We start from the raw sequence: 25,118 nt of genomic DNA, 5'->3' as shown, positions 1-25,118 counted from the left end.
GACAAGAGCCCGCATCACTCCAAGTCGATTAGGCTTTGGACCAACATTAGTTGTGAGGCTAAAGAGCGGAGTTGCCCCCCTATTAAATTATGCTCATGATAGAGATGCTGTTATCATTTATACTAAGAGAAAACTTGTCCGCAGCCGATTTACTCAATTAAAGATTTTTGAACTGACCAAACGAGATCCTATGAATAAACGATTAAACTATTCCATCAGAGCAGCAACCTTACGGGATGCTCAAGCTATTGCTGAAACACACATACGTTCATGGCAAGGGATGTATAAAGAATTTATTCCAGAGTCGATATTAAATAATTTATCGATAGAAGAAAAAACACTACAATGGCAAGAATTGCTCCAACAAGGCATCAAAGTATTAGTGCTCGAAGTAGAAGGTAATGTAATTGGTTTTGCTAGTGTTTGCCGCTTTCGAGATTCAAATGCGGATGACTCCTCCGGAGAAATAAGTGCAATTTATTTAGATCCTAATTATTGGCGAAAGGGATTAGGAACTAAGTTATGCGTCGCTGCTATTTCAGCGCTTGAAGCGTTGGGGTATAAAAAAATATTTCTTTGGGTTTTAGAAGGCAACACGCAAGCCCGCAAATTTTATGAATCACTCAACTTTAAAGCCACTCATTCAACGAAGCTGGAAGAGTTCTATGAAGGAGGCGCGCTGCTTACAGAAATCCTTTATCAAAAGTGAATTCGTTTCAGAAAACAAAGGGACTAAACGGCTGTGGGTGGAGAAAAAGGCCCTGAAATTTTCTTTACTTCCTGGTCCACTTCCTGACCTTTCACTTTCCATATGCCCAAAAAGAGGGGGACAACGAGTAGAGATACAACTAATTTTGCAATGATTATTCCCAAAGTATCTCTCCGTTTTTCAAACAGATGCTCACCTGTTTCAAGATTTATCTCTTTGAGATAAGCAGACTTAAATGATTTTAATTTTTCGCTAGAGTTTGTTTCTTTGTTATGAAGAATTTTAAGATACTCTTCAGCAGCTTTAATCTTATCTATAGCGAGTGCTATTTCTGGGTAATCTTTCAGCTGTGAACTGTCGCGCAACTCAGTTAATATCGTTTTCTTGTAGGGAAAATACTCTTCCGCATAGCCGTAAAGAACCTGATGCAGATGTTCTCTGTATTTTTCTAAAAGGTCTGTCAAACTACAAATTTTATGTAAATTTTGATCGTAAGTGGATATAAATAATTTATCCCCGGAGGGTTTTCTTAATTCTTCCAGTATAATACCGGCGGAAACGTGGGGATTTGGATAATTAAAATCGCCGCCTTTCGCTGTGGCATGAAGAGTAATAATCTCTTCTAGCAACTCGATGAATCTATTTCGCGCTTCTTTAGCATCAACCGTTCTATCAAGCGATTTGTTGGTTTTCTTAATGAGCGCTAAGAGTGTTTTATTTTCAGAATTCTCTCTTTTTAATGCGTATAGCCACTCAAGAATTTCACAGTATTCCATCGATATTCTCCTGATTACAAGAGAAGTATAATCAAAAAATATTATGGCAATATTAACGATAAAGTAACTCTGGATAGCCAGCATCAGCTGGCTATCCAATTTTTGCTTAAATTGCTATAAAAAAGCCGCTGATTCAGCACATTGCTGTGCAGGCTGGTCATCCTCTTTTTCTGAATGAGAATTATTATTATACAATCCTTTGTCTACTAAATAGCGAATACTCGGAAGCGGAGGTTGAGCTTCTTGCAGAGAAGCGCCACTTGCTGCTGGGGGCTGCTGTTTCTCCTCTTTTGCTTTTAAACCAATCATCTCTTTAATTTTGCCAAAAAAACCTGTCGATGACACAGGTACTTTAAAGAGCTGAGGCGGAATTTCTATTTTAGCGACCGTTTCACCTTCGTTTCCCAGTCTAATTAATTCACCATGGACCCACAGGGAAATCGGAAAATATTTAATTAATATCTCAGGAGTAACGGAAGGAGAAAATGCAATAAGGCGAATTTGCGAATTATCTGGCATGTAAAACCGGCTCTGAATTTCATTCAATGTAAAGAAATAATAAGTACCAAGTACCGGTCTTGAAGGAAGGTACTCCGCTTCTAATAGGGATAGGCTTTCGACAGATTGCTTAGATCGTTCTTTGCCTTTTTCTTTGGCATTTTTTATTTCTTGATAATGCTTTAATTCTCTTTCAAAATGACCATAAGTAGCCTCACTCATCGCAAGGTAAATGGGGGCTTCCCTAAAAGGTTTAGATTGGCAAAAATCTCGCAGATTCGGGTACATCTGAGCAAATTCTTCAGCCTGCTCCTGCGATCGAAACAAGGCACCATGGGTTGCCTCGTTTTCTTTGATCTTGTCATTATCGGTGACCAGCCAATATTCTTCCCCCTCCTCGTCTAATAATGAAAGTGGAACATTAAATTCACAGTTTTTCTCTCGACCAATCAACGCAGTGACCTTAGAATTCACCCCTACTTTATAACACCTTGTTTTTTCAATTTTTTGCAGCGTGATTGGCAGATCGATTTCTTCACCAGACAACAAATCCAACCGGCCTTTTACTTCACTGTTTTTTAAGTTTTTATACAATTTAGGTCTTACATTGCGTGATAACCAATCTTCATCAAGTTTAATTTTTCTGATATGCATTTGTATTTTCCTGAATAAAGGGGCGCTATAATACCATCCAAAGTATATTTTCTAAACATTATTTGCCTTCTTCTATTCTCTTTGTAAAAATAGCTGTAAAGAATGAGTAAAATCCATTGAAAAGTCACTCCATAAAAAATAGTTTAATTATAATTTTAGGTTAATATTCATCATTAATTTCTCTTTTGAATTAGGTATTTCGCCATGAAAAAAAACGAACAGCCAACTCGCTCTGACGCTTCGAAAGAGGAGCAATTAAAAAGCTCTACTGCATTAACCTTGCAAGAATTAAAGAAAGAAAAAGCGAAACAAGAAGCGGCTAGCGAAGCGGCGCGAATTCTTTGTAAAGTGTGTTTCAGAGAAATCTTACCAAAGCGTATTTGTAGAGGCCATGGCGGCAGTGGTGGTGGGGGTGGTGGTTCTGAGAGTGGTTCAGAAGAGAAAAAAAGCCAACAAGAGGAGAATCAATCACTGTCCAGCCCATTAGAGAAACCCATTGATGGTGCCGTCCATTTTGATCTCGAATTTGAACCTGATTTCATGACAAAGGGTAACGATCTTGATTCATTTCAATCCACTGAAGAAACTTTTGATCCTGCGATTATTGCCGAATTAATGGATAAAGAGTTGTTGATAGTCAATCTGGATCGTGAATCAAAAAGCATTACTCTAGAGTGTACTTTTGATTCATTATCTCCCGTGCAAAAAAATGAATTTAAAAAATTCCTAGAAGCTATTTTAAAAGAGTGTAATGCATTTAAAGAACGCCATCACTTATCTAATGATTGCGTTAAGGTTGCTAAAGATGAGAAAGGAAATATATGCGACATTCGTATTACTTTACCAACCGTAGCGTTGTATGATGCATTCCTACAGCAGTTAGCGAGTAATTTATTGCCTGTACCAAGTCCAGAGTTACGAACACAAAATCAGAATCAACAGATCTCAAATACTCCGACTCCTTTGTCATTAGAACCCAAGCCTTCTAACGATAAATCAGTTATCGATCCGAAGGACATCGCTTCGAAAAAAATTGAAGAAAAAGAAACTCTAAAATCCTTTAATCCATCTCCTTTCTCAACCGAATTAAAACTACGGTAGAAAGCTCTGGGGTGTTATTCAAATCTCCATTGGCTTAAACCACTCTTAGTTCCAAGCAAACTCCTTCCAATGACACTGCCTATATGGCAGTGGTTGTTGGGGTGAACTGGCTTTTACCTTGGCCAGAAATTAAAGCCTCACCTTCTGCCATTGGCTGAGCCAAACTTCCACGATCGAAAAAGGTGAATAATCGATCGAGAGTTCTGCTTGCTCGGTTCGATATGACAGGGATCTGGCTCGCTTCTTGCGCAAGACTCGCTTCAAATCGTAACAGTTCACTCACATTATCAAATCGACGCGTTTGATAACAAGACTTGACCGCTTCTAATTCCACTAATTGCTCAAAAGCAGTATCGGCTTCTTTAAATTCGCTCTCCAGCGACTCAGTAAGCGCTTTACTATTGACTTGAATGTGTCCTTCTAAGCTCAATTGAGCTTGCTCTTTACGCATGGACACATAAGGCCTCTTTTTTTCATCGAGTTGTTCATTTACCTTTTGTAATTTTAGTAAGCAATCGCGTTCATGTTCGCCTAATTCCTCTACGGTTTTTTGAGCTTTAATTAAATTTCCGCGAAGGGTAGGAAGCTCAAGTTTTAGAGCGAGAATTTCTGTCCCATTCGCGAATTTTTCTCGAAAGCCTCCCTCATCAAGTTCTTTTTCTCTGCTCTCCTTACCGAGGATCGCTTTTCTTTTTTCTTCAACAATTTGCTCAGCATCCCGTTTTCTTTCCTGAATCGATTGAAGTGCTTTACATAATTTTGTATGTTGCTCAAGCAAATCACCATAAATTGTATTGTACTTTTCACCAAAAACTTCTCGCAATTGCCCAGGTTCAATCAAAGAAATCGGCCAAATCCATTGTCTTGCTTGTTCAGCGTGGTTATAGAGTTTCTGGATTGATTCAGGAAGTTCGCTGACTGTGGCTTCCTCTAAACCTTGGTTCCAATCGAGCACCAATAGTTGTTTCCATTTAAATAACCTTTCGAATTCTGCCCTCTTTATTGGCGAAAGAGTCTCTATAATGTCCCTACGGGATAAATTTAAAAACGATTCGCGATTTTGTTCAAACGTTTCTCTTTGTTGCGTGAGACGTCTTTTTTCTCCTTCAAGAGTTGCGGCACAGGTGGAATATCCTGTGAATCCTTCTATGACAGGGGCGTTTTGGACCTGAATTTCGATGTATGACCGCATGCCGTCGCAGCCACTCTGAATACGGATTTGATTTTCATTGAGATCAAGCAAGGACGCTAAATGGGTGTTTTTTTGTGTAAACAAACCCTCTAGACTATCCTTTTTTAACCCATTATCATCGTTTAAAGCACTCACCGAGCCGGCAAGCAGCTCTTTCATTTTACTAAGCGTATTTCGATAAGGCCAATAGGCAGGATAAGTACTAAAGCGCTCCACAGCCTCATAGAGTTGAATAATCACATGACTTTGATTTTCACTGGTGTTGATGATAGTGACAAGTTTCGTTTCCAGGTATTTCCAAACAGGATCATCCGTACTTCTAAAAGAAAGAGAGACTTGCCTCAAAAGGCTACTAAACTGCCTCAGGTGGTAGGTAAAAAGCACTTTATCATGGCACTGCTCTTGAAACTCGCGATCGCAGTGAGGGGCCATATTCAATGCCTCTATTGCAGCAAGCGACGTATTGATTACCTCCCGAGGGTTACGATGCCCTATTGAAAACAAGTACTTATCTTGTAAAACGATGCGTTGGTTTTTAAGACAAGCAAATAATTCATGGATTCTTTCTTCATTCCCTGGAGATCGACAAACCTTTTCAGCAATGTCATACACCATTTCAGCCGCATTGATAGCCACTTCACGCTCTAAAAATGCGGTAAGAGGTTGCGGATCTTCTTTAACCCAAGCAAATTCATTAAGAAGATAATCAGCAAGTAATTTCATGATTTCACGGCTATAGTGAGTCTTAAGTTGGGTTAAGTCTGCATCCGCCGTTAAGCCTGATTGCTCATAAAGATTACTGAATGTCAAAATTATACCTTGCATTTTAAATTTATCGACGATCGAAGTCTTCTCAGACTGGTCATGAGCAAGAATTAATGGCTTAATTTTGCTCAATAATTCCCGAATGGTCTCAATATCAGCTTGTTTTAAATCGTCTTGATAGGAACGAGTAATCGATTGAATAATTTCTTCCCTGCTCGCTCCAAATGAGATCTTGTTTTTTCCAATGACCTTATTTAGAAGCGAAGCAAATACTTCGAGTATCAATGGGGGTAGCTTCGATTTATCCGGCGAAGAAAGTGCAGGAATGGCGTCCGGGTAAAAACTACATAACTCGCCGATTAAACAAGGAAGTAGTTGTCGAACCTGAGCAAGCTCAAGTCGTTCTCTTACTTCTTCTGTTGGATGAGTAAACTCAAGCACTGCACCCGCTTTATCGTGGATAGCAGCATCCAAATTGAAATGCGTTAATACTTCAGCTCCCGCAGCAAAAGGCGGTCTTTTCTGTTCCAATGCGCGTTGGATTTTTAATTCCTGACTTAAATCCAATTGTTTCAAATAGTTCATCTGTAGATTTTGTCTTGGAGTAAGGCCCGGTGCTTTTTGCGCTTTGGCCAACCATTTCTCTTCTTTAGCGGCCCCCCAGATCTTGCACAGCGCATTTTGAAATTGAGTGATGCTCGACTCAAGCGTCTCTTCAGAGACACTGGTTTCCTGGGCTTGTGTAAGTTCACTTAAAACCGTTTCACGCCATTGATAAAGTTCAGAACGTACTTGGGGATCCGTTGGATAGAGTTCTAATAATAAACTTTCCCATGCAAAAATTTGTTGCATTAAGGTTTGCTGGGCGTGATCAATAGCTTGCGTATAGAGTCTATCGACATTCGCTTGTGTTTTGATTTCTTCTTGTAACTCGGCAACGGTAACTTGACATTTGCGCTGGCGGTACCAAGGAAAAATAAAATACATGACTTTTTCTAGCCAGTGAGTTGGCGGTTCGACTTGATAAATAGGAAGCCATTGACCCGGCTTACCGTTTCGAGCCGCACGACCAGCGATTTGCGTCGTCATTCGTTCACTGGCTATACAAGGCTGAATAACAAACAGTCCTTCAGGGTGATCGCCAGGATTCACGTCAATACCCCGTGCAAGCATAGCAGTACCAATGGTAATGGTATTGGCCTGACCTGCTTGTTTAATAATGCGGTCAAGTTCTTCAGGGCTCTCTTTTCCGGTAACTACCTGAACCTTAAATCCTGCTTTTTGGTAATCCGCAAAGCTTTTCCCAATGTTTTGAGCTTCATCAAAGTCTTCACACACAATAAGAACAGGTTGTGTTTGCGTGTGACTCCAGTCTCGCAAAGCACGCTCTTTGAGACGAATAAAGCCCTCGCGCTCCTCGAGCGTTTGCGTGGGTATATCTGCGTCAAACTCCAAGTGAGGTTTGGTCACAGGCCGTTTTATGTTGTCTATCGCCTTATGGATAGCGCGGATTGTTTCGTTCCTAGAGAAAGTAAAAACAGGAGAATGTTTTATTCGCTTATCCCCTGCATGAGGGGCCACTCCAATCGCCTGGGTTCCTAAAAGAGTAGCCAAATATTGGAGTTCGGTTGGGTCACCAGGAGTACCTGAAATTCCGAGAATACGCCCTTTTGTCCATTGGTAGAAACGAATTAAAGTTTGGATAGATTGGCTGGAAAGTACGGGTGGATAGGCATCAATAACAAAGTAACGCGCTTGGTCTTTCCGTTCAGCAATTAAACGTGCTTGTAAGGCTTGCTGCACACCGTCTGTAAAGATACAGCCCCCTTTGGGTATACTTTTGACTAAGGGAACACAAACGATTTTTTTAGTTATTTCATTGCCTGTTTCATCTTTTTCTTTTATCGGCCGCACAATAAAATGCTTGTTCTCTACAAGGAGTGCTGCTTTGCAACTAGCACGAATCCATTCTTTTAATTGCGTGTTACTTGCTGCTGCAATAAAATTTTGTTTATCAGCATCACCATTAAATTTTTCATTGATTTCCTTATTGATAAACAGCCGAAATTGATCAATATCTTCTTCTTCATCCCACACCTTCCCTAATGCGGGATCTGTGTTTCGGAACATCGGTAGATTGATAAATTGATAGGTCAGTGGGTAAATCCACTGTGCAGGGTTGTTTTCTTCTTTCTCTTCAATTTCTGCAACCAGTTTATTAAGGGTATTTTGATCTAAAAGCGCATCGTCACTCTCGTCGATAACAAAATGAATGGGGCCCTTGTTTTGTACACAGGCCTCTTTACCCGCTTCTTTCGTGGCTTGGCGAAAGAGTGACATGTCTTCGCCTGTGGAACAGTTAATGCCATTTAATTGATACTCTTCAGGCTGACTATTTGCTCGAATAAGAGCTGACTTAATTCCCAAAAATTTAAAGAAAGGCGCACAGCTATTTTCATAATCTCGACTCAACAACGTGCCATTTGCTGTACACACATCCACTGTTCCGCCTTGGGCCCATTGCAAAACGGCAAGGATCGGCGTAAGCAGGCTTTTTCCTTCACCTGTTTCAATACGCATGAGCAAATTGGTATCAGGTGAGTGCAGTGACAGCAACAGCACAAGCATTTGGGTACTGTTAGGGAATAAGCCCGTGCTGCGGAAATAAATTTCGCGCAAATAAGCCAACAGCTCCATGTGCACTAACTCAAGCTGCTCTGACGGTAACGAATGAGTGCGTAACTGGCCCAGCAAGAAATTGGCTCGCTCTTTTAATTCTTGACGGGAACACGCGGTGAGTTTTTTAAGGCCTTGAAAATCATAAGGATTTAATGGGTCGATATAACCTAAAGTGTCGATATAGGAAAGTTGTCTTGCTAATTGCAATTGCAAAGAATGCGGTAAAACGACCCCATGCATGAGATCTTGTAAATTTACCAGCGCTTCTTTAATCCGAGCAGTAGAAAATTGTTGCTCAAGTGCTCTTGCCTCACCCGTCTTTGCGAAAGGATTGGTATCGAAGCTTTGGCAATAGGGTTGAAGCTTCTCTGATCCAGGAGCGAGTAAAACTAAGTATAATCCTTCGGCAATAGGATAAGGAGGGGTTGCAAATAATTGCAGAACTCTCTCTATATCCACAGGAGAAAGGGATCCTAATCGTTTAGTAAGATCCAGTAACATGGGCAAAGTGACGGTATCATCTTTGTGATTTTGAGCAAGGCTAGTTAAAATCCTAATGAGTCTTGCTTTCTTTTCTTCTCTATATTCTTTAGCAGGCGAGGCAAGCTGACGAAGAATATCGGAATAAGAACCGATATCACGGCTAAATCCCTGGAGAGACACTCGTTTTAACAATGCAATGCATAAAGAAGCTTGTTCGCGATTTTCAGTAAGGAATATTTGCGTTTGCTGGATTAAACCACGTATCGTCTCAGGGGATTCTGAATCAGGCATCTGCCTTAGGATCTGGATGATTTGTTTGATAATTAATGACTTCGACTCTTCATCAAGATTGGCTTGTTTTAATTCATTTAGGATAGTAAGCGGAAAAGGACTTACGTTTCGCAAATTATGGTTCATGCTCATTTTAAAGAACATGATTTGGGTTTCGGCCTCCAAGCCTTCCAATTCAAATAACGTTTTTAAACTGTTTACTGCACGTTCAATTGCTGCTTCATCCGCTTCAGGATTTTCATCTAATACAGCAGTGGTGAGCTTTAAGTAAAGATCTAAGGATTCAGGGTTGGCTGTCAGTAACGTATTAACAAGTGTCCGTTTCTGCGAGTAGTTTAACCGAGCTAAGGCGCCTGTATTGAGTTGCGTGTAGATTCCAGAAAATTGCAAAGCGAATTTATCTTTGATATCAATGAGTAAATTGAGATAGCTCGCAATGGATTCTATCTTCATTTTATACTCTTGGAGTGCATGATCAGAAGGTTTGTCTTTAGCCAGTTCTGCTGCTGCTCTAAGAATGCTTTCTTCAAACGCAGCATCTTGCGTATTGAGCTGCACTAGCGTTTTCCTAATAGCAGGTAGGACCTTCTTCTGCACTAGTTCTTCTTCAAATAAAAAATTAACGGTGTGGGTATCATTAAATGCGGCTAACCATTTTAATGACGTTGCTGCATCCAAATCTTTTACCGTACTTTTATTCTTTTCGTCATTGAAAAAGGCGATAATTTCTTCGCGAATGAGGCCGTGAACTTTGGCTAATACAGAAGCAAATATTCTTCCCGTTTTATTGTCCGCTTCCTTTCTTTCCCCAGTAAGAAGAAAACTTAAGAGGTATTCGCCTTTCGACTCACCAAGAGGGCCTACGCTATAGACCCCTTCGAGCAACATTGTTTTTCTTTTTTCGAAAAATTTAAATTTTTCTAAGATTTCTTCAAACTGCACATTAGGCTTTTGCAGCAGAACAATCAATTCTTCCAATGCATTTAAAAGAGGCCACAATTCCCGATTTAACTGCTCCCTTAATTGCTCAGGCACAAGATTGCTCTGCAGATATCGCCCTAAAGACTCTTTCAGAACATTTATTTTCAGGACATTACTGCGCTTTTTAATGGCATCAACCAGAGCATCAACAATCAAGTCGTCAAGTTTTGATATATCACCACTGCCTAAAACGCAGCCAGGAAGACCATTTCGGCTAATGATTAAATCTTTTAACCAATGCTCTTGTTTTTCGATGCTCTTACAATCGTCAGGTATCGCGGCAGATAAATCAGCAAGCTCCCTGATCAGGATTTGAATTTGTTGGACATTGGGTAAGGCTTGGGATTTCGCAATATTAATTTTCGCTAACAGACTCAACAGCACTGCACCGAAAGGTGCTCCTTTTTTAGCTTGCATATCCTCAATAACTTGCTTAAGTTCCAAAACCTGCTGTTCAGCAAGTTCAGGCTCATTAAGCGCTGCGAGCAGCTTAATGCTATCCGGAGATAAATTTTGACGATGGGTTTGTAATAAAGTGGCGAAAGCAACCATCGTTTTTAACTGATCTGCGTGTTCTTGTCCGATTTTTTGCCCACGAACTTGCAAGGTATTGATTATTTCGAATCCTTCGTTTTCCAAGCATGCGAGGAAAGGTATCAGGAGTTCGTTTTTAAAATTACGCTCAGGAAAACTGGTTTTTAATTCAATGCATTGCTCAATCAACTGTTGGATCTGCACCAGTGAGGGACACGGCTTAAACTTAAAACAGCGAGCAAGCGCTTTTAATAAATCGGAGCGATCATTTTCTTCGAGTGATTGAAGCAAACTGATGCACTGCTTAAGTGTTTTTTTCCAGTTATCGGTATTCACTGGAGAGTCATCAGCAAAACCACAAGCTAAAATAAACCACAATTGATTTTTTTGACTCTTAGACCATGCAGGAGTCGTTTGAATTTCAATAAATTGGGCTTGAATATCGCTTAAGCGAATTTCAGACTTCCAATGTTGTCCTATAAATCGATATAACCAAGCATTCAGATCAAATTGTTCGTCCTCAATTTGCTGATACACAGCCTCTAGATTAACGCTGGTATCTTCAGGATTTTTAAGCTTCATGCACTCTGCGACGTGTTGAAAACGGGTCGCTTTAGGGACCTGAGTCATGGCATAATGTGCACCGATTGGTCCCCAATCGAGATTTCTTAAGTGTAAGCATTGCTCTTGTGGGTTTTTTGCTCTCTCCAAAACCTCCATAACCCGGTTTAATGTGATTAAAAAGTGACCGTCATGTTGAATGGGGCAAGGGTGTGGAAGAGTCAAATTTTTCTCGGTAACCTGCGCTAAGAAAATTTGAGTGTACGCTTCAAAAAAAGCATTGAAATCAAAGTGGTGTTGTTCATTGCGAAGATGGGCAGCAGTCAGGGCATTCCACCACTCTCTTTGCTCGATTGTAAGCTGGAGCAATTTTTGTAGATTTTTAAGTCCTTGCGGGATCAAAAATTCATTTTGTGCGGCTTGGTCTTTAAGAAATTCAATATTGATATTTTTGTTTATGCACGTTTTAAGAAGCTGCATAAATAAGCACATGTGCGCTTCGCCGCCGAAAATAAATAGTTTTACCAGTAGAGGGAGGACAAAATCGGCATCAGCGGGTCTTAGCAAACTTACAAGGGCTCCGATCTCCCTGGCATGCGCCGGTAATATAGCTATTAACGCTTCTTTTTGAGCTGGCTGGGTGTTAGCTAGTAAATTCTCAAGGATTGGTTTTGAGACAGTGGGCAATAACGATTCCAGTTGCTCGATTGCAGGCAAGTTAACGGGGTTTGGTTTTTTGAGCACAGGCGCCAAAGCAGACGGAAGTCTATGCGGAGTGTTGGTGTAGCAAAAGGTTTGTTTTTCATAGTCGATGTAAAATCCCTTAGGTAGATTGCCAGGGATAATTCCATCAGTAAAGGCATGTGCGTGCTCTTTGATTGTTTGCAAAGCCGTGTCTTGCACATTGTGAATGTTTAAAGCTTGAAGTTGCCGAGCGAGATTTGGAAAAATAGCGAGTTCATCGAGCGGGGTAGAAATAATATCGGTGGTTGCGAGGACATGAACCTGTTCTTTTTGTTTCGCTTTAAGAACACGGGCTTGTTTGGGCCGAGGAACGCTTTTTTGAATTTGAATCGCCGCTCGCACTAGGGACGGCGGATTATTCAGCTCTTTTTTTAATGGGTTAATCTGGGGCTCATGTGAAGCTCTTTGTAAGTTAATTTCAGCGAGTTGATTAAGGAAAGCGCGTCGGGCTCTAAAAAAAAGATGCTCAGTTACATTGGGATTATTTTCCAGTTTAAAAACAAAAAGGCGTTTTCGCGGCTCCGAAACAAACGACAGGACAGTATTAATGTCTTCTTCAGTGATGTGTTCGGGCTTCAATTCAACTTCGAGGGGGAGGTAGTCAATTTCAGTTTCGTGGGAGGCAATTAAATCTTCTAGTACGCGTTTCAAATATTGGTTTTTTGTAGAAATTGTCATGAAAAATCCCAGAGAGATTAAAAAAACAGCTACATTTTACTCGAAAAAAGGAATAATATAAATTCTTTTTGCCAATTATTTTTACAAAATAATATAAAGTTAGAATAATAGGAGAGACGATAAACACCTCAAAGTATGGTCTTGCCATTGACGATGAATGCGTTTCCCCAAGGTGCTTCCAGTAGCGTTTAAGAACTCTTGGCTTTATAAAATTCTTCAATTATGATGCTTGTTATTACGAAATTTCAATTAAAACAAATGCACTTCAAACGAAAATCCTTTGTTGCCCTGCTCTATTTAATAATGTCCTTAGCTAGTTTAAAGTTATGTGCTTCCATCCATCCTGATATAGAAACTAAAACCATGGTTACTGAATTTTCTCAAATTGCAGCAGATTATGAAAAAAGCTTATTTGATTACTCCCCCGAGCTTGGCCTTTTTTGGGGAAAATTGGATGTAGACCAGGATAGATTTACCAATTACTCCAGCGATGCCACTGAAAAATGGCAACAGCAAGAAGACCATTTTCTCAATGCCTTATCTCAACTGGACGCGAAGGCCCTGGAAAACACCCCAGTGTATAGCACCTATCTTCTTTTCAAAGAAACGTTGGAAAACAAGAAAGCAAGCCGAATCTGTAAAGAAGAGCTTTGGGATGTGAATCCTGCCTGGGGATGGCATGTTAAAATGGCTATTGTGGCTGAAAAGCAACCCGTAGGCACTGTCGAAACAAGGCATCTAGCCCTAAAACGATGGCAGACCTTTGCTCAGGTGGTGGATGATCAAATCGCTAATTTAAAACAAGGCCTCGCTCTTGGGTATACAGCTCCCAAGCCTGCCATTGAAAGAGTATTAGCCCAACTTAAAATCATGCTCAATAGCCCGGTGGAAGACTCACCTTTTTTTGCTTTTGCTGAACGGGATGGCAATCCTGTTTTTAAGCAAGAGATGGCCAGTATCATTGGCACGGTAATTAATCCTTCTCTGATGAAATACATTGATTATTTGGAGAATGAATACCTACCTTCGGCTAGAAAAGAAATCGGTGTTTCTGCTTTACCCGCAGGAAATCAATGCTATCAGACTAAGATAAAACAGGAAACGACCCTCTCTAAAACTCCCGAAGAAATTCATCAGTTTGGCCTTCAATACGTACAAAAATTATCTCAAGAAATCGGCGACATTGGGTTAAAAAAATACGGCACTTCCGACGTGGCCACTGTTTTCCAGCGCGCTCAAAATGATCCTCAAAATTATTTTTCTTCAGAAAAAGAACTTCTCGACTACAATTTTGCAGCCCTTGAGAAAGCAAAATCCCAATTACCCTATTGGTTTGATATTGTTCCCAAAACGGAAGGAACCATAAAACCTTACCCAGAATACCGGGCTAAAACAGGAGCATCTGGGGAATATCACCCTCCGAGTGAAGATGGTACAGAGCCAGGGGTGTTTTATATCAATACCTTTGAACCTCAGAAACGTAATCGCATCGACCAAGAAGCCACGTTATTTCATGAATTAATACCTGGGCATCATTTTCAGATTGCCTTAACCTATGAGAATAAGGGCCTTCCAAGTCTAAACAAATACTTGTGGAACTCGGGTTACGGGGAAGGCTGGGCCTTGTATGTGGAGCGTCTAGCGGATGAAATGGGGTTATATGAAGATGACATTTCAAAATTAGGCATGCTATCGAATGAAATCCTAAGAGCTGCACGCTTAGTCGTGGATACCGGCATTCACACCATGGGTTGGTCGCGGGAAAAAGCGATTCATTTTTTAGTGAGTCACACTTCACTGAGTAAGGCAATTATTGAAGCAGAAGTTGACCGCTATATCATGCTTCCCGCACAAGCCACTTCTTACATGCTTGGCAAAACGGAAATCGAAAATTTACGCGATTTAGCCAAAAAACAACTTAAAGATCGTTTTGATATACGCGCGTTTCATAATCAGGTCTTAAAAAATGGGTCAGTCAGTTTACCCGTATTGAAAATATTGATTGAAAACTGGTTACGCGAGCAATTGTCATCTTAGAGAAATCTAAGAATCTCTCACCATTAAAAACCCATCGTAGAACTGTCTTAAATTTTTCAATTCAAGACAGTTACTACGACAAGAAATTATGTATTATCTCATTAAAAATTTGTCAAATAAGTCAGTTACGATTAATATTACCTATCTCATTTTAGGCTTAAATCATGCGTAAAGAAAATTCCTTGTCATCCATGCTCCCACTTCTTCTGGTTTTATTCATTGATGGCATGGGTTTGGGGCTGTTGTTCCCGATACTAAATACCATTCTTATCGAACCGCAAGCAGGCTTTTTGCCGGTTGATACGAGCTTAGGCTTGCGTGATTTTTATTATGGTTTAACCATCGGTATTTTTATGATTTGTTGGTTTTTCGGCGCCGCCATTTTAGGTGATCTTTCCGACAATATTGGTCGTAAAAAATCACTGATGATCTGTCTTGTTGGCGCATTTCTAGGCTATTCTTTATCAGCGCTCGCTATCGCATACCATCATTTTTGGTTATTGATTTTAGGACGCATCATTGCAGGGTTTACTTCAGGCAGCCAACCTATTGCACAGGCTGCGATTGTCGATATAAGTTCAGAAGAGCGCAAAGCGCGTAATATTGGACTAATCCTGCTGTCAGTCTCTTTAGGTTTTGTTTTTGGTCCTATCTTCGGTGGTTTACTCTCAGACAATCGATTGGTCTCCTGGTTTAATTTTGAGACGCCAATGTATTTTGCTGCTGCTTTATCACTATTCAATGCTTTTTTACTGCAATGGTCCTTCAAAGAAACTTTTGTAAAAGCCAGCAATACGCATACGATTCGATGGCATCATGCCGTCCACATTTTCATGTCTGCATTTCAGCATGATTCGATAAAAAAATATTCTTTTGTCTTGCTGATCATGATTTTTGGTTGGTCAAATTATTTCTCCTTTATCTCAATGTACTTATCGCAAACTTACCATTACTCTACGATGGAAAATTCTTTTTTCCTGGCGGTGATGGGACTTGGATTTAGTTTAGGCTGCGGGTACATTGTCAATTATTGCACCAAGCGTTATGCCTTTGAATCCATCGTTATTGTTGGATTAATGATCACGGCTGCTTTGGTTTTATTAACATTGGTCGCTAGCCAAGAATGGGTAGCCTGGGTGGCTGCGTTGATGATCGGCATGAGTTTATCCGTTGCCTATTCCGTCTTACTTACTATTTTTTCTAATCAAGTGAATGGAAACGAGCAAGGTTGGGTCATGGGTGTTACTGGTTCAGTCATGGCGCTTTGCTTTGGCTTGACTTCTGTTTTTACAGGCTTCATTGCCCAAATTGGCGCAGTACTACCCATGATGCTGGCCACCCTTGGTTTAGCAAGCAGCGCCGGGATTTTAATCTTAATCAAAGTAAGTCGCGCAAATACCGCTAGCGAGACCCTTGTTAACTCTAGTTTAGACGAAATTCCTCCTGCTATTTGAATTTCTAAAGCATCAATTCCTATTGAACCATGGTTTTTGGGGTTTACGGTGTGTTGCTGATGCGAAATTTATCGCTGTAGATCATTTCTTAAATTATTTCTTCTAGCGAGTTGCTTTCCATTAACTTCGTCACATGTTGCTCTAAGGTCTGCATTCCTAAATTTTGGCTTGTTTGAATAGAAGAATAGATTTGTGCAATTTTATTTTCACGAATCAAGTTGCGAATACCAGGTGTACAAATCATAATCTCGAACGCAGCCATACGTCCGCCTCCTGCTTTTCTCAATAGAGTCTGCGTGATGACAGCTTGTAATGATTCAGACAACAAGGCGCGCATCACTGTTTTCTCATCCCCTGGAAATGCATCAATCATGCGATGAACGGCTTTTGCTGCTGAAGTCGTATGAAGGGTTGCCAAAACAAGGTGGCCTGTTTCCGCAGCCGTTATCGCAAGCCGAATTGTTTCAGGATCACGTAATTCGCCCAACAAAATGATGTTAGGATCTTCACGTAAAACCGAGCGCAATGCACCAGTGAAATGCGGAGTATGGCAATGAATCTCACGTTGGTGAATGAGGCAATTTTTGCTTTCATGAATAAATTCAATAGGATCTTCCAAAGTAATAATGTGTTTTTGAAAATGTGAGTTCATGTAATGAATAAACGCCGCAAGCGTTGTGCTTTTTCCTGAACCTGTCGCACCGGTAATTAAAACTAATCCATTAGGGTAGGATGCAATTTGTTTGAAAACAGCAGGAAAGCCTAATTCTTCAAACGTTTTAACCTTTGCAGGAATAACACGAAAAACTGCACTGATTCCTCGTGCTTGCTTAAAAAGATGAGTTCTTAAACGATAATGCTCATTAAATTGAAAAGCGAAATCAACATCAGCTTCCTTTCGCAATAGGTCATTCTGTGTCTTACTCCTGAGATCGAGAAGAAGCCTAGCCATCTCCTCTTGACCAATAACAGGTAAGTTGAGCCTTTCTAAATGACCATCGACACGGATAATAGGAGATAATCCAGTAGATAAATGTAAATCGGATGCATTGTTGTTTATAGCGTACGCGAGTAATCCATTGAGGTCCATGTTATTGTTATTCTAAAGTTCCTTTCAATCATTAGATTAACATTAGCGAGACGACTTAGGAAATAAATAATTCACAGTAAAATCGCCACCAATGCATGCCCCTAGCTTGTTTCCCCATTTCTCTGCGTCTGCTTTAGTAATGGTATTAGGAATCTGCGAATAATATTTTGTCTGACATTTGTCGAAACTTAGGGGAATTAAGGTTAAACACTTATCGTAGTCAATTTTTATCTTCTCAAGCCTTTTGCTTAATTCTTTATCTTCCATAAAACTTTTGCACACTCCGGCTGGAGCAAACTCTTTCACACTATTAAGCCAACTGTCTTTTGAAAGGTCGTCGGCAAAGGCAGGGGCTGAAAAAAAAATAATAATACTTGCACTTATTGACTTGCAAAAGAAATTGTTAGGCATGATTATATGTTCCCTTTTCATAGGCTTATAAAAAGGATAGTTGTGATTGTTTATTCTGCCAAATTAATCGGGTGGACTACTTAACGAAAAAGGAGATTGCGATTTGATCCAACATCGATGATAAAATGCGCCTCTAAATGTGTGGACCAAGTCCTAATTTACTTAGTGTTTTGCCGAAGTGTTTTTTAATAACTGCAGTGAGAATCATGAAAGAAAGAAGAATAGACAGTACTCCTTATTTCGAAAAAGTCTTTTTATGGGATGAAAATATTCGCTTTTTTTTCTCTTATTATTTTTTTAAAACTCATCTAAATGGACGTAATTATTTTATTCTTGAAAGTAAAGAAGCTGCTTCTATCCAGCGGATTTTAAATAATAAAATTCATGAATTAGGACTTTCTTTTAATTCGGCCTATTTTCAATATCTCGCGCCCGATGAAGCAGATTGGTGGGGGTTGGGTAATCGACATATTGTTCTTATCACCGAGGGAGAAGGAAATGGCTTAAACAACTTTGAAGCGGTTGATGCGACAATTAAGTATGCTCCTCAGCAAATTGCTTTCGCCACAAAAATAATTTGCCAATTAATTGGCTTAAACTCGTATTATCAAGCTTTACTGTTTTCCCAAATTGATCGCGTGGTTTTTGAGTATGGAATGCTTGGCAATCCGGACACGGTCCTAGGGATAGCTTTAGCCAATGCGACAAAGCTTGATAATGCTTTTTTAGTCTCTCCTCTAATCACAAATTTCTTGAGCAATCCACGCGGCGTTAAGGTTTATGAAGCGTATTCTCGTCATCTTTTTCAAACCAGGCCATGTTCGTTCTATTTTTTTGGTCCGACAGTAAGCACATACAACATTCTGCCACCTCAAATGAAACAAGTCAGGCAATTCTCTACCCCCCAAGAGCCTCCTGTCGATTCTTCCTTAAGACCCCTTCAGAAGCTTACTTCATCGGAGGAATATGACAAACGAGCAGCGCCTATCGGAAATAACAAACCTGCTTTTTTTAAAAGCCCTCATGTCATTAAAGAGGGACCTGTCTGTGTTAAGCATACGATTGATCTCACCCCTTTGCATCAACAAGCTACGCTGAGTTCACAAACTGCTCCTCTTCCTAAAAAACAAGCTACATCTCCACTCCCCCTTCCCACCTCCACTCTTTATGTGAGAAGCGTATCTACCTCTACTTTACTTTCACAACTTCCAAATTCATCACCGGTTAACGATGATTTTGCGTTGGATGCTGAAGAACTTCCTTCTTTGTTTGAGGATATTGATGATTTTCTCAAAGAGTATACTGGTCCTAAGTGAGTTAACTAGGCAACGTACGTTGCCTATTATAGCTTTTCAATTCGCGAAAATTGTAATTGATTCAACGCGTTGACATAGTCTATACAATTGCCTAGCTCGTCAGTCGGGGATTTTGCATAAGGAATGGCCAGATTAAATTTCTCTAACTTTTCATGGAGATATTGATTAAGTTGCTCACTTTTCTTCGGCGTGTCCGCACGGTAAAACCCTACAACTGCCTCTTCTAATTCGTGTAAATTTACCCCCAAACTAGCAGCCGTTGCGTGCGCTTTATTCCGATCAATGGCATCATAAATATGACCAATTGTGGCTTGCATCAAAACCATCTGTTCAAAATAGCTTCTTGCCTGGGTGATTCTTTGTCGTTTTTTTCCTTTAAAATGGCTTTCAGGGAATGCTTCGAGTAAACCACGACATAGCCAGAAAAGGTCTGTTAAGTCATATAATTGCGCCTTGCTCGGTTCCAATTGTAATAACTGACTCAGGTTATGAAGGAGAAAACGATATAGTTTATGCAAATGCCTTTCTAAAATCGAAAAATAATCCGTGCGCCATAACACATTGCCCACTAAAAAACTCGACACAATACCAATAACCACGCCAGCTAATCGCTCCAAAGCAGGTTCAAGCTCTGTGGGAGGACCGCTAGCTTGAGCCATGAAAATGATAATAACAATGTTGGCTTGCAAACCAATATAACCATAGGGTATATATTTAAATGAAAAATAAGTAAACCCCCAGATTGCAAAAAACAGGATGAGCATAAAATTGTATAGATTCACGGAAAAGAACGCTAAAGGCAGTAAAACAACACTGGCCCCCGTTATACAGCCCAATAAACGATGCACGCTGATATTGCTCATTTCAAACAGGTTTTTTTTCAATGAGATCACAATACTTGAGACTATCCCCGGTAATCCATTGGGCCAGTTTGTGAATAACCAAAATCCAAGCGCTAATATTGCTGCTAAGCCTGTTTTGATGCTACTGACAATGATGTCAGGATCATTACGTAACTGTTGGTGACTGCTTATCAGCTTGGCTTCCTGCTTTATGGGTTCTTGGCGATGAATTAAAACATAACTTAAATGAGTAATGACTGCATTAATTCGCTGCAATAAAGGCAATATCTTAAGATAATGCTTGATAGTTGCCATCGAAGTCGCTTCTTCATCAAGTTTCATTGATAAAGCGCTCATTTCTTGCTGCAGACGCGCTAACTTTGTTTCCATTTCTAAACCTTCTTGCGCCTCCCTTTCTGCAAAAAAAGCGCTCTTCAGAACCTGTAAGTCATGCTGGGCAGCAATAAAAATCTCAGAAACGCATTTCTCAAATACCGTTAAATCGTTTACTTCCTTTTGCTGCTCGTAGGAAGAAAGGAAATACGTGATTGAGCGACTGAGTGCATAAAATTGATCGAGCAATACTCTAAACTGATCAATTCGTTCGCGCTTAATTCCCAACTCTCGTCGCATAAATCCAATGATTTCAGTCGATTTTTTTATTTTCTTTCTTAGCTGAAAATTATTCGTAGAAAGTTCTTGAATACTTGATTTGTCCATTAATAGTAATTGATGCAATTGATCCAACAAATCACTTAATTGATCGAATATTGAATTAACATCGTTGATTAAACTATCTTGAATTTTATTTGGAAAAATAAATAAAGCAGCTACCGCAGAAACCAGAACCCCGAGTGCAATTTCCACTGAACGCCATATGGCAACATAAAATGCTTCATCGGATGAGACAGCTAACTGTGAAATGACAAAAAAAGCTGCTAATGCACCCAGTAAATAAGCATAAGCATGCGGACTAAAATTGTAATAATACACAGCAAGGCTTATTAGTAAAAAATTGGCAAGGAGATATAAGAGAAGGCTATTAACCACTAACCCCGCCAAAAAATAACCCATACAAGCGCCAATGACTGTTCCTACGATGCGCAAAATTGCCTTGTCGATAATGCTTCCTGTGTAGACATTAGCGAGGATAACCACCGTCATGCCTGACCAGTAAGGTTTATCCAAATGCAGAAAAAAAGCGATAAGCACAGCGATTAATGTGGCAATCGCCGTTCGCAATGCAGCCCTATTTTCTAATGTTTTTGGGAATAGCTTAAAAATTCTAACCTCAGTGATAAGTGAATGTCGTTGCACTAGCCCCTATTCTTAATGGATACTCAGCGCTCAAATCATCAATATAAATACGCACAGGGAATCGTTGCGCGATTTTAATCCAATATTCAGTCGCTTCTAAATAAGGCAACGTCGAAGGCGCAACATTTCCTGCCTGAACTCGATTAATTCCCCAACCAATGCTTTGGACATGTCCATGAAACACTTTACCAGGGTACATGTCGATAGTGATTCTTGCTTTGTCACCCGGTTTGATAAGCCGGAGTGCCGTTTCTCGGTAACGTGTCTCTACCCACCAGGGATTGTTTTCTATTAGCGTAAATAAGCCTTCACCCACTTTAATGTATTGTCCCTGGCGAAGATTGAAATTCGTAATGTACCCATCAGCTGGTGCGAGTACAATGGTATGTTCATACATGTAACGCGCTTTATCATAAATTGCTTCGGCGGCCAAAACGTCATTGATATCCCAATTTAATTGAGCAATTTTAAGTTTTTGAAAAGCAGCCACCACTCCAGCTTGTTGTTCTTTCAGCTGCGATTCAAGATCAATCAATTTAATGAAAGCGATATCGCCTTTGGCCTGAAGCTTTTGAAAGCGCATGAAATGATCCTTACTCAAATTTAAAAGATCTTGGCTTTGTTTAAGCTTTTCTGCGGCAACAGTGATGGCGTATTTTTCATTTTTATAATTAAGCTTAGCGATACTCAGATCTGCTGCCGCTTTATCCAGGGCATATTTGTAAGGGCGGGGATCGATTTCGATTAACTTTTGCCCTTTAACAACCTTTTGATTTTCGCGAACATAAATTTTGCTGATAGGGCCTGAAACAATTGAAGCCATATTGACGATATTAGCGGATATATAAGCATCGTTGGAGTAAGTAAAATAATATGCAAAATAGCGATAGCCAACAAAAGCGAGAGCAATGATGATAGCCGTAATGACATGGGGCCAATATTGAAACGTTACTAACCGTTCGCGACTCATAAAACAATCCCTTGCACTCAAAGCATCAAGTTCTACTATAGCGAATCATGACGTGATTGTGGAGAAAAATAATGGGATTTATGAGCGCGACGAATGAGGTATATTACCAATGTTTTACTTGACCAAAGACTATTTTTTGTGCAATATTTCGCTTCTTTGTACTTGCTGAATTCAAAAAACGAGAAAGAATAAATTGAACTTGTTAATTTTAAGCTTAGATCACCTTGACGTCTATTTTAGAGGGGGTAAGTCTAGCGATTTAAAACATCATATGGACTATTATGATGACCATTTAGAGGCTTTAAAGCGTCATTTCCATGAAACAACTATTTCAGCTACTCCAGAAGTAAAAAAGCGCATTAAGGCCATATTAAAAAGTTTAAATATTTCCAAGGACGAATGGCAAAGTGACTTTAGAGAAAAAGATCTCACTATCTATCAATTCTTTTTACTGTTGGCACGAAAAGGGTATTCCCAAGCGGATTATATTACTGATCTTATCGACGAAAAAACGAAGATACACAAACTAACCTTATTTTTGGCCGGAGGAGGGATTTTTTTAACCTTTATAAGTCTTTTATTTGCAACCTCTACATTACATCTTGCCTTAGAATTTATTCGAAACATCTTCTCTTCCATTTCTACTGTTCCTCTTATAGGCTTATTTTATGGTTTTGGCTTTGGTATTTACAATTTTTACTCCATTTATACCAATAAAAAAATGACCATCGCGAATCGTTTCCGCGATATTTGTTTTCTGCTTTTAAGCACCTCAGCCAAGATAACTGCCTCCTTCGCACTACTTATGGCAGGAGCAACGATGAGTCCTATTATCGCTGGCATTTTCGTAGCGGGATCAGGGGTGGACGTCATTAAGGAAATTTACTGCTTACTTCAAGAATACATGCAATATAAATTAAGCCCCCCACTAAATGGGAATGACCCATTAAGCGTACACCGGGATCATGCCCGTCGTGTTTTTGGTTATGAGAAACGCATGGAAGCAGTAAGAATTAATTTAGTTTCAGCACTCCTCATCGTGTCCATCATGGCGCTTTGGTGCTTTTTTCCAGGTGGAGGAATAGCCATTGCCATTGCAGCGCTTTCTGCCATTGGGTTCGTTTATGCCACGAAACATTTCTGGCTTAAATACAATGAATTGACTTTAAGAGAACACCTTCAAGAACAATTAGGTTATCTGGAAGGCATTTACTCTCCACAGACCGAAGACTCTCCCTCAAAAGCGAGTCGTATTATGGCACTTGAGGATAATGAGTTTTTACAACTGGGTAAAGTCGATTCACAGCAAGAATTCAATAATGTTGTATCAGATTATGTTACCGTGACTGTGCCAACCTCCTCCTCTTTTCAACCCTTCTCTTTTGCGAAAAATCTTTCTTTTTTCAACTCAGCTCATGAAAGAGAAAACCAACCTGATTATGCTGAGCGCGAATATTCTTCCCCTCAATCTCTTAATTTTTCTGAGCCTTTAGATGGCGCCAACTTACTAACCCGGCCTGAATAAAAATAGGCTCATTATGCTCGCAAGCTGCTGCCGGTGCTCGTTTTGCTACACGCCACTGCAAAACGGCTGCATGTTGATTGACCGAAAGAATGCTAATTCGCCAGTGGTGAGTACTGAAGCTAACCTTTTCAACAACGGTTTGTACGCAGGGAAACAATCCGAGATCCTCGACTAAATAATAAAATTGCTGCTTTTCCTGTGTTGAAATACAACCTTGCCTGTTTTGTAAAAGCCGAACTACAGCATTAACATCCCTTGCTTGAATAACACATTCTCGAGGCGGTGTTGTAACCCATTTTTTAGCACTTTTCTCAAGCTGAAAAAGCACTTGGTGCATTTCAGCAAGCTGATTAATTGCTTTATAATCTAAGAATACCCCTTGCATTTGCGTCAACACTAATAGTGATAGCATCGTGATTAACAACAGGATCGTCACTAATACGATTCCGCTCTGCTTATCTGGGATAGTCATCCTGCTCTCACTTCAGTCACAATCTGCAAAGGTTTCGTTTGCTCAAGTCCCCATATCAGCTTAACCCACGTGTGACTTTGATGAGTCTCTAAATTAACCCAGAGTGTATTAACGCGATCGGTTAACTCTTCGGCATGCAGCCGTCGATAGTATAAGGCACGATTACCTTGCCGATTGGTTTGTATAAAAAAGGATTCTTCTATCCATTCACCAAGATAAATGGGGCTGCTGTAATTGAACGATAAGCCACGTGTGAGCTTAATAAGGGTGCCATGAGTTGTTTTTCTTACGGAGGCAATGGGTAGAATTTCTCCATGATAACAATCGGCAATTAAGAGGACCTGTTGAGGATTAAATTGAAGTTCTGAGTTAACCAATAACACGTCTTGGCTTAGTATTTTAATTACCGTAGTAAAATACTCGCTCATTCGCCTTATTTTCAACCGATCATGCTTCTCGTTGATTTCGATTGCGGAAAGCTTTGTCTTGCTATTGCGTTGATCGACTAAGGGTAACGAGTTGATACTCAAGCACGGAGTAAACCCGGCTCTGCGTACACTGTCTCGAAGTAAGTCATTGATTAATTGCAATTCAAAATCCTGCTCCAATAAAGTGTGCACATGAAAGTACTGTCGTTTACTGACTAAGTATTGTTGGGTTGCCAAAATCACAAGAATACTGGTGAGTAATACACTCACCATGAGCTCAACTAAGCTTATACCCCGCTGCTTTCTCATTCTTTTCTACTCGTTTACGGCATTCACTTTAGTGTGTGCTGGGATGATGTTTCATAGTCATTATCGCGTTGTATTAAGTCCTGTGTGCTTATTAGCAATTGATTGAATAATTGGCTAAGCTGCCATTGCTGACGTAAGAGTAGTGCTGACGTACTGGTGATAAGGAGGAGGGAAACTAACACTTCGACGAGTGAAAACCCTTTTTGCTTTTCCATATTTTTTCCTTGAGGCTGTCTCGGCAGAGAGAATAGGTTGAATGGGTAAGGAATGCAAGTCCAAGATGCGCTCAGGTATGAAAGGT

General features: G+C 40.1%; 16 protein-coding genes. 6 read left to right on the top strand and 10 right to left on the bottom strand.

The features are described 5' to 3' along the window. The first annotated feature begins 190 nt into the window (after window positions 1–190). The gene (locus B5D33_RS13160) at window positions 191–709 is read left to right on the top strand and encodes a GNAT family N-acetyltransferase (protein ID WP_058453177.1); all 519 of its coding nucleotides are present in this window, start codon (window positions 191–193) and stop codon (window positions 707–709) included. A 23-nt stretch (window positions 710–732) separates the two neighbouring features. On the opposite strand, the gene B5D33_RS13155 is transcribed toward B5D33_RS13160, so the two are convergent. Next, window positions 733–1,569, bottom strand: coding sequence for a hypothetical protein (locus B5D33_RS13155; protein ID WP_133141004.1), 837 nt, complete (start codon window positions 1,567–1,569; stop codon window positions 733–735). 30 nt (window positions 1,570–1,599) lie between these two features. Next, window positions 1,600–2,637, bottom strand: coding sequence for a hypothetical protein (locus B5D33_RS13150; RefSeq protein ID WP_058453079.1), 1,038 nt, complete (start codon window positions 2,635–2,637; stop codon window positions 1,600–1,602). A gap of 204 nt (window positions 2,638–2,841) precedes the next feature. Here B5D33_RS13150 and B5D33_RS13145 point away from each other — a divergent pair, with 204 nt between their 5' ends. Further along, window positions 2,842–3,738, top strand: coding sequence for a hypothetical protein (locus B5D33_RS13145; protein WP_058453078.1), 897 nt, complete (start codon window positions 2,842–2,844; stop codon window positions 3,736–3,738). A 79-nt stretch (window positions 3,739–3,817) separates the two neighbouring features. Here B5D33_RS13145 and B5D33_RS13140 read toward each other — a convergent pair whose 3' ends face one another. Beyond that, on the bottom strand, window positions 3,818–12,646 hold the full coding sequence (locus tag B5D33_RS13140) for a preprotein translocase subunit SecA (protein WP_065240034.1): 8,829 nt from the start codon (window positions 12,644–12,646) through the stop codon (window positions 3,818–3,820). A gap of 258 nt (window positions 12,647–12,904) precedes the next feature. Between B5D33_RS13140 and B5D33_RS13135 the strand changes: the two genes are divergently transcribed. Then, on the top strand, window positions 12,905–14,683 hold the full coding sequence (locus B5D33_RS13135) for a DUF885 domain-containing protein (RefSeq protein WP_234802512.1): 1,779 nt from the start codon (window positions 12,905–12,907) through the stop codon (window positions 14,681–14,683). A 164-nt stretch (window positions 14,684–14,847) separates the two neighbouring features. Continuing rightward, window positions 14,848–16,137, top strand: coding sequence for an MFS transporter (locus B5D33_RS13130; protein ID WP_078767458.1), 1,290 nt, complete (start codon window positions 14,848–14,850; stop codon window positions 16,135–16,137). An 88-nt stretch (window positions 16,138–16,225) separates the two neighbouring features. On the opposite strand, the gene B5D33_RS13125 is transcribed toward B5D33_RS13130, so the two are convergent. After that, window positions 16,226–17,227, bottom strand: coding sequence for a type IV pilus twitching motility protein PilT (locus B5D33_RS13125; protein ID WP_078767457.1), 1,002 nt, complete (start codon window positions 17,225–17,227; stop codon window positions 16,226–16,228). Between the two features lie 42 nt (window positions 17,228–17,269). Then, window positions 17,270–17,638, bottom strand: coding sequence for a hypothetical protein (locus tag B5D33_RS13120; protein WP_058452000.1), 369 nt, complete (start codon window positions 17,636–17,638; stop codon window positions 17,270–17,272). 206 nt (window positions 17,639–17,844) lie between these two features. On the opposite strand from B5D33_RS13120, the gene B5D33_RS13115 reads away from it, so the two are divergent. Continuing rightward, window positions 17,845–18,954, top strand: coding sequence for a hypothetical protein (locus tag B5D33_RS13115; RefSeq protein WP_058451999.1), 1,110 nt, complete (start codon window positions 17,845–17,847; stop codon window positions 18,952–18,954). Between the two features lie 26 nt (window positions 18,955–18,980). Here the strand turns inward: B5D33_RS13115 and B5D33_RS13110 are convergent, their stop codons facing one another. Continuing rightward, window positions 18,981–21,113, bottom strand: a complete 2,133-nt coding sequence (locus B5D33_RS13110; RefSeq protein WP_058451998.1) for an FUSC family protein — start codon at window positions 21,111–21,113, stop codon at window positions 18,981–18,983. Then, the gene (locus tag B5D33_RS13105) at window positions 21,088–22,083 is read right to left on the bottom strand and encodes an efflux RND transporter periplasmic adaptor subunit (protein WP_058451997.1); all 996 of its coding nucleotides are present in this window, start codon (window positions 22,081–22,083) and stop codon (window positions 21,088–21,090) included. Before B5D33_RS13105 ends, B5D33_RS13110 begins: the two co-directional genes overlap by 26 nt. Before the next feature lie 193 nt (window positions 22,084–22,276). On the opposite strand from B5D33_RS13105, the gene B5D33_RS13100 reads away from it, so the two are divergent. Beyond that, window positions 22,277–23,608, top strand: a complete 1,332-nt coding sequence (locus B5D33_RS13100; RefSeq protein ID WP_133141003.1) for a hypothetical protein — start codon at window positions 22,277–22,279, stop codon at window positions 23,606–23,608. Here B5D33_RS13100 and B5D33_RS13095 read toward each other — a convergent pair. From B5D33_RS13095 to B5D33_RS13085, 3 genes are read right to left on the bottom strand one after another with little or no spacing between them, the layout of a single operon-like run. Then, window positions 23,556–24,080 carry a hypothetical protein gene (locus tag B5D33_RS13095; RefSeq protein WP_058451995.1) on the bottom strand — a complete coding sequence of 175 codons (525 nt, stop codon included), beginning with the start codon at window positions 24,078–24,080 and terminating at the stop codon, window positions 23,556–23,558. The genes B5D33_RS13100 and B5D33_RS13095 overlap by 53 nt on opposite strands. Beyond that, a complete protein-coding gene (locus tag B5D33_RS13090; RefSeq protein ID WP_058451994.1) occupies window positions 24,077–24,817 on the bottom strand; it encodes a PilW family protein in 741 nt (246 codons plus the stop codon). The genes B5D33_RS13095 and B5D33_RS13090 overlap by 4 nt, the downstream gene beginning before the upstream one ends. A gap of 23 nt (window positions 24,818–24,840) precedes the next feature. Further along, window positions 24,841–25,032 carry a prepilin-type N-terminal cleavage/methylation domain-containing protein gene (locus tag B5D33_RS13085; RefSeq protein WP_058451993.1) on the bottom strand — a complete coding sequence of 64 codons (192 nt, stop codon included), beginning with the start codon at window positions 25,030–25,032 and terminating at the stop codon, window positions 24,841–24,843. Window positions 25,033–25,118: the final 86 nt, after the last annotated feature.

The sequence above is a fragment of the Legionella maceachernii genome (assembly GCF_900167045.1).
Classification (GTDB): domain Bacteria; phylum Pseudomonadota; class Gammaproteobacteria; order Legionellales; family Legionellaceae; genus Tatlockia; species Tatlockia maceachernii.
The sequence above is the reverse complement of the archived record's forward strand: the minus strand, read 5'-3'. Positions and strand labels throughout refer to the sequence as shown.

Excerpts from the sequence above, each read along its gene's own strand:
- B5D33_RS13155 (WP_133141004.1), bottom strand. The coding sequence starts at position 1,569 with ATGCTGGCTATCCAGAGTTACTTTATCGTTAATATTGCCATAATATTT.
- B5D33_RS13090 (WP_058451994.1), bottom strand. The coding sequence starts at position 24,817 with ATGAGAAAGCAGCGGGGTATAAGCTTAGTTGAGCTCATGGTGAGTGTA.
- B5D33_RS13135 (WP_234802512.1), top strand. The coding sequence starts at position 12,905 with ATGCACTTCAAACGAAAATCCTTTGTTGCCCTGCTCTATTTAATAATG.
- B5D33_RS13145 (WP_058453078.1), top strand. The coding sequence starts at position 2,842 with ATGAAAAAAAACGAACAGCCAACTCGCTCTGACGCTTCGAAAGAGGAG.
- B5D33_RS13085 (WP_058451993.1), bottom strand. The coding sequence starts at position 25,032 with ATGGAAAAGCAAAAAGGGTTTTCACTCGTCGAAGTGTTAGTTTCCCTC.
- B5D33_RS13120 (WP_058452000.1), bottom strand. The coding sequence starts at position 17,638 with ATGCCTAACAATTTCTTTTGCAAGTCAATAAGTGCAAGTATTATTATT.
- B5D33_RS13130 (WP_078767458.1), top strand. The coding sequence starts at position 14,848 with ATGCGTAAAGAAAATTCCTTGTCATCCATGCTCCCACTTCTTCTGGTT.
- B5D33_RS13115 (WP_058451999.1), top strand. The coding sequence starts at position 17,845 with ATGAAAGAAAGAAGAATAGACAGTACTCCTTATTTCGAAAAAGTCTTT.
- B5D33_RS13140 (WP_065240034.1), bottom strand. The coding sequence starts at position 12,646 with ATGACAATTTCTACAAAAAACCAATATTTGAAACGCGTACTAGAAGAT.
- B5D33_RS13160 (WP_058453177.1), top strand. The coding sequence starts at position 191 with ATGAATAAACGATTAAACTATTCCATCAGAGCAGCAACCTTACGGGAT.
- B5D33_RS13095 (WP_058451995.1), bottom strand. The coding sequence starts at position 24,080 with ATGACTATCCCAGATAAGCAGAGCGGAATCGTATTAGTGACGATCCTG.
- B5D33_RS13125 (WP_078767457.1), bottom strand. The coding sequence starts at position 17,227 with ATGGACCTCAATGGATTACTCGCGTACGCTATAAACAACAATGCATCC.
- B5D33_RS13150 (WP_058453079.1), bottom strand. The coding sequence starts at position 2,637 with ATGCATATCAGAAAAATTAAACTTGATGAAGATTGGTTATCACGCAAT.
- B5D33_RS13105 (WP_058451997.1), bottom strand. The coding sequence starts at position 22,083 with ATGAGTCGCGAACGGTTAGTAACGTTTCAATATTGGCCCCATGTCATT.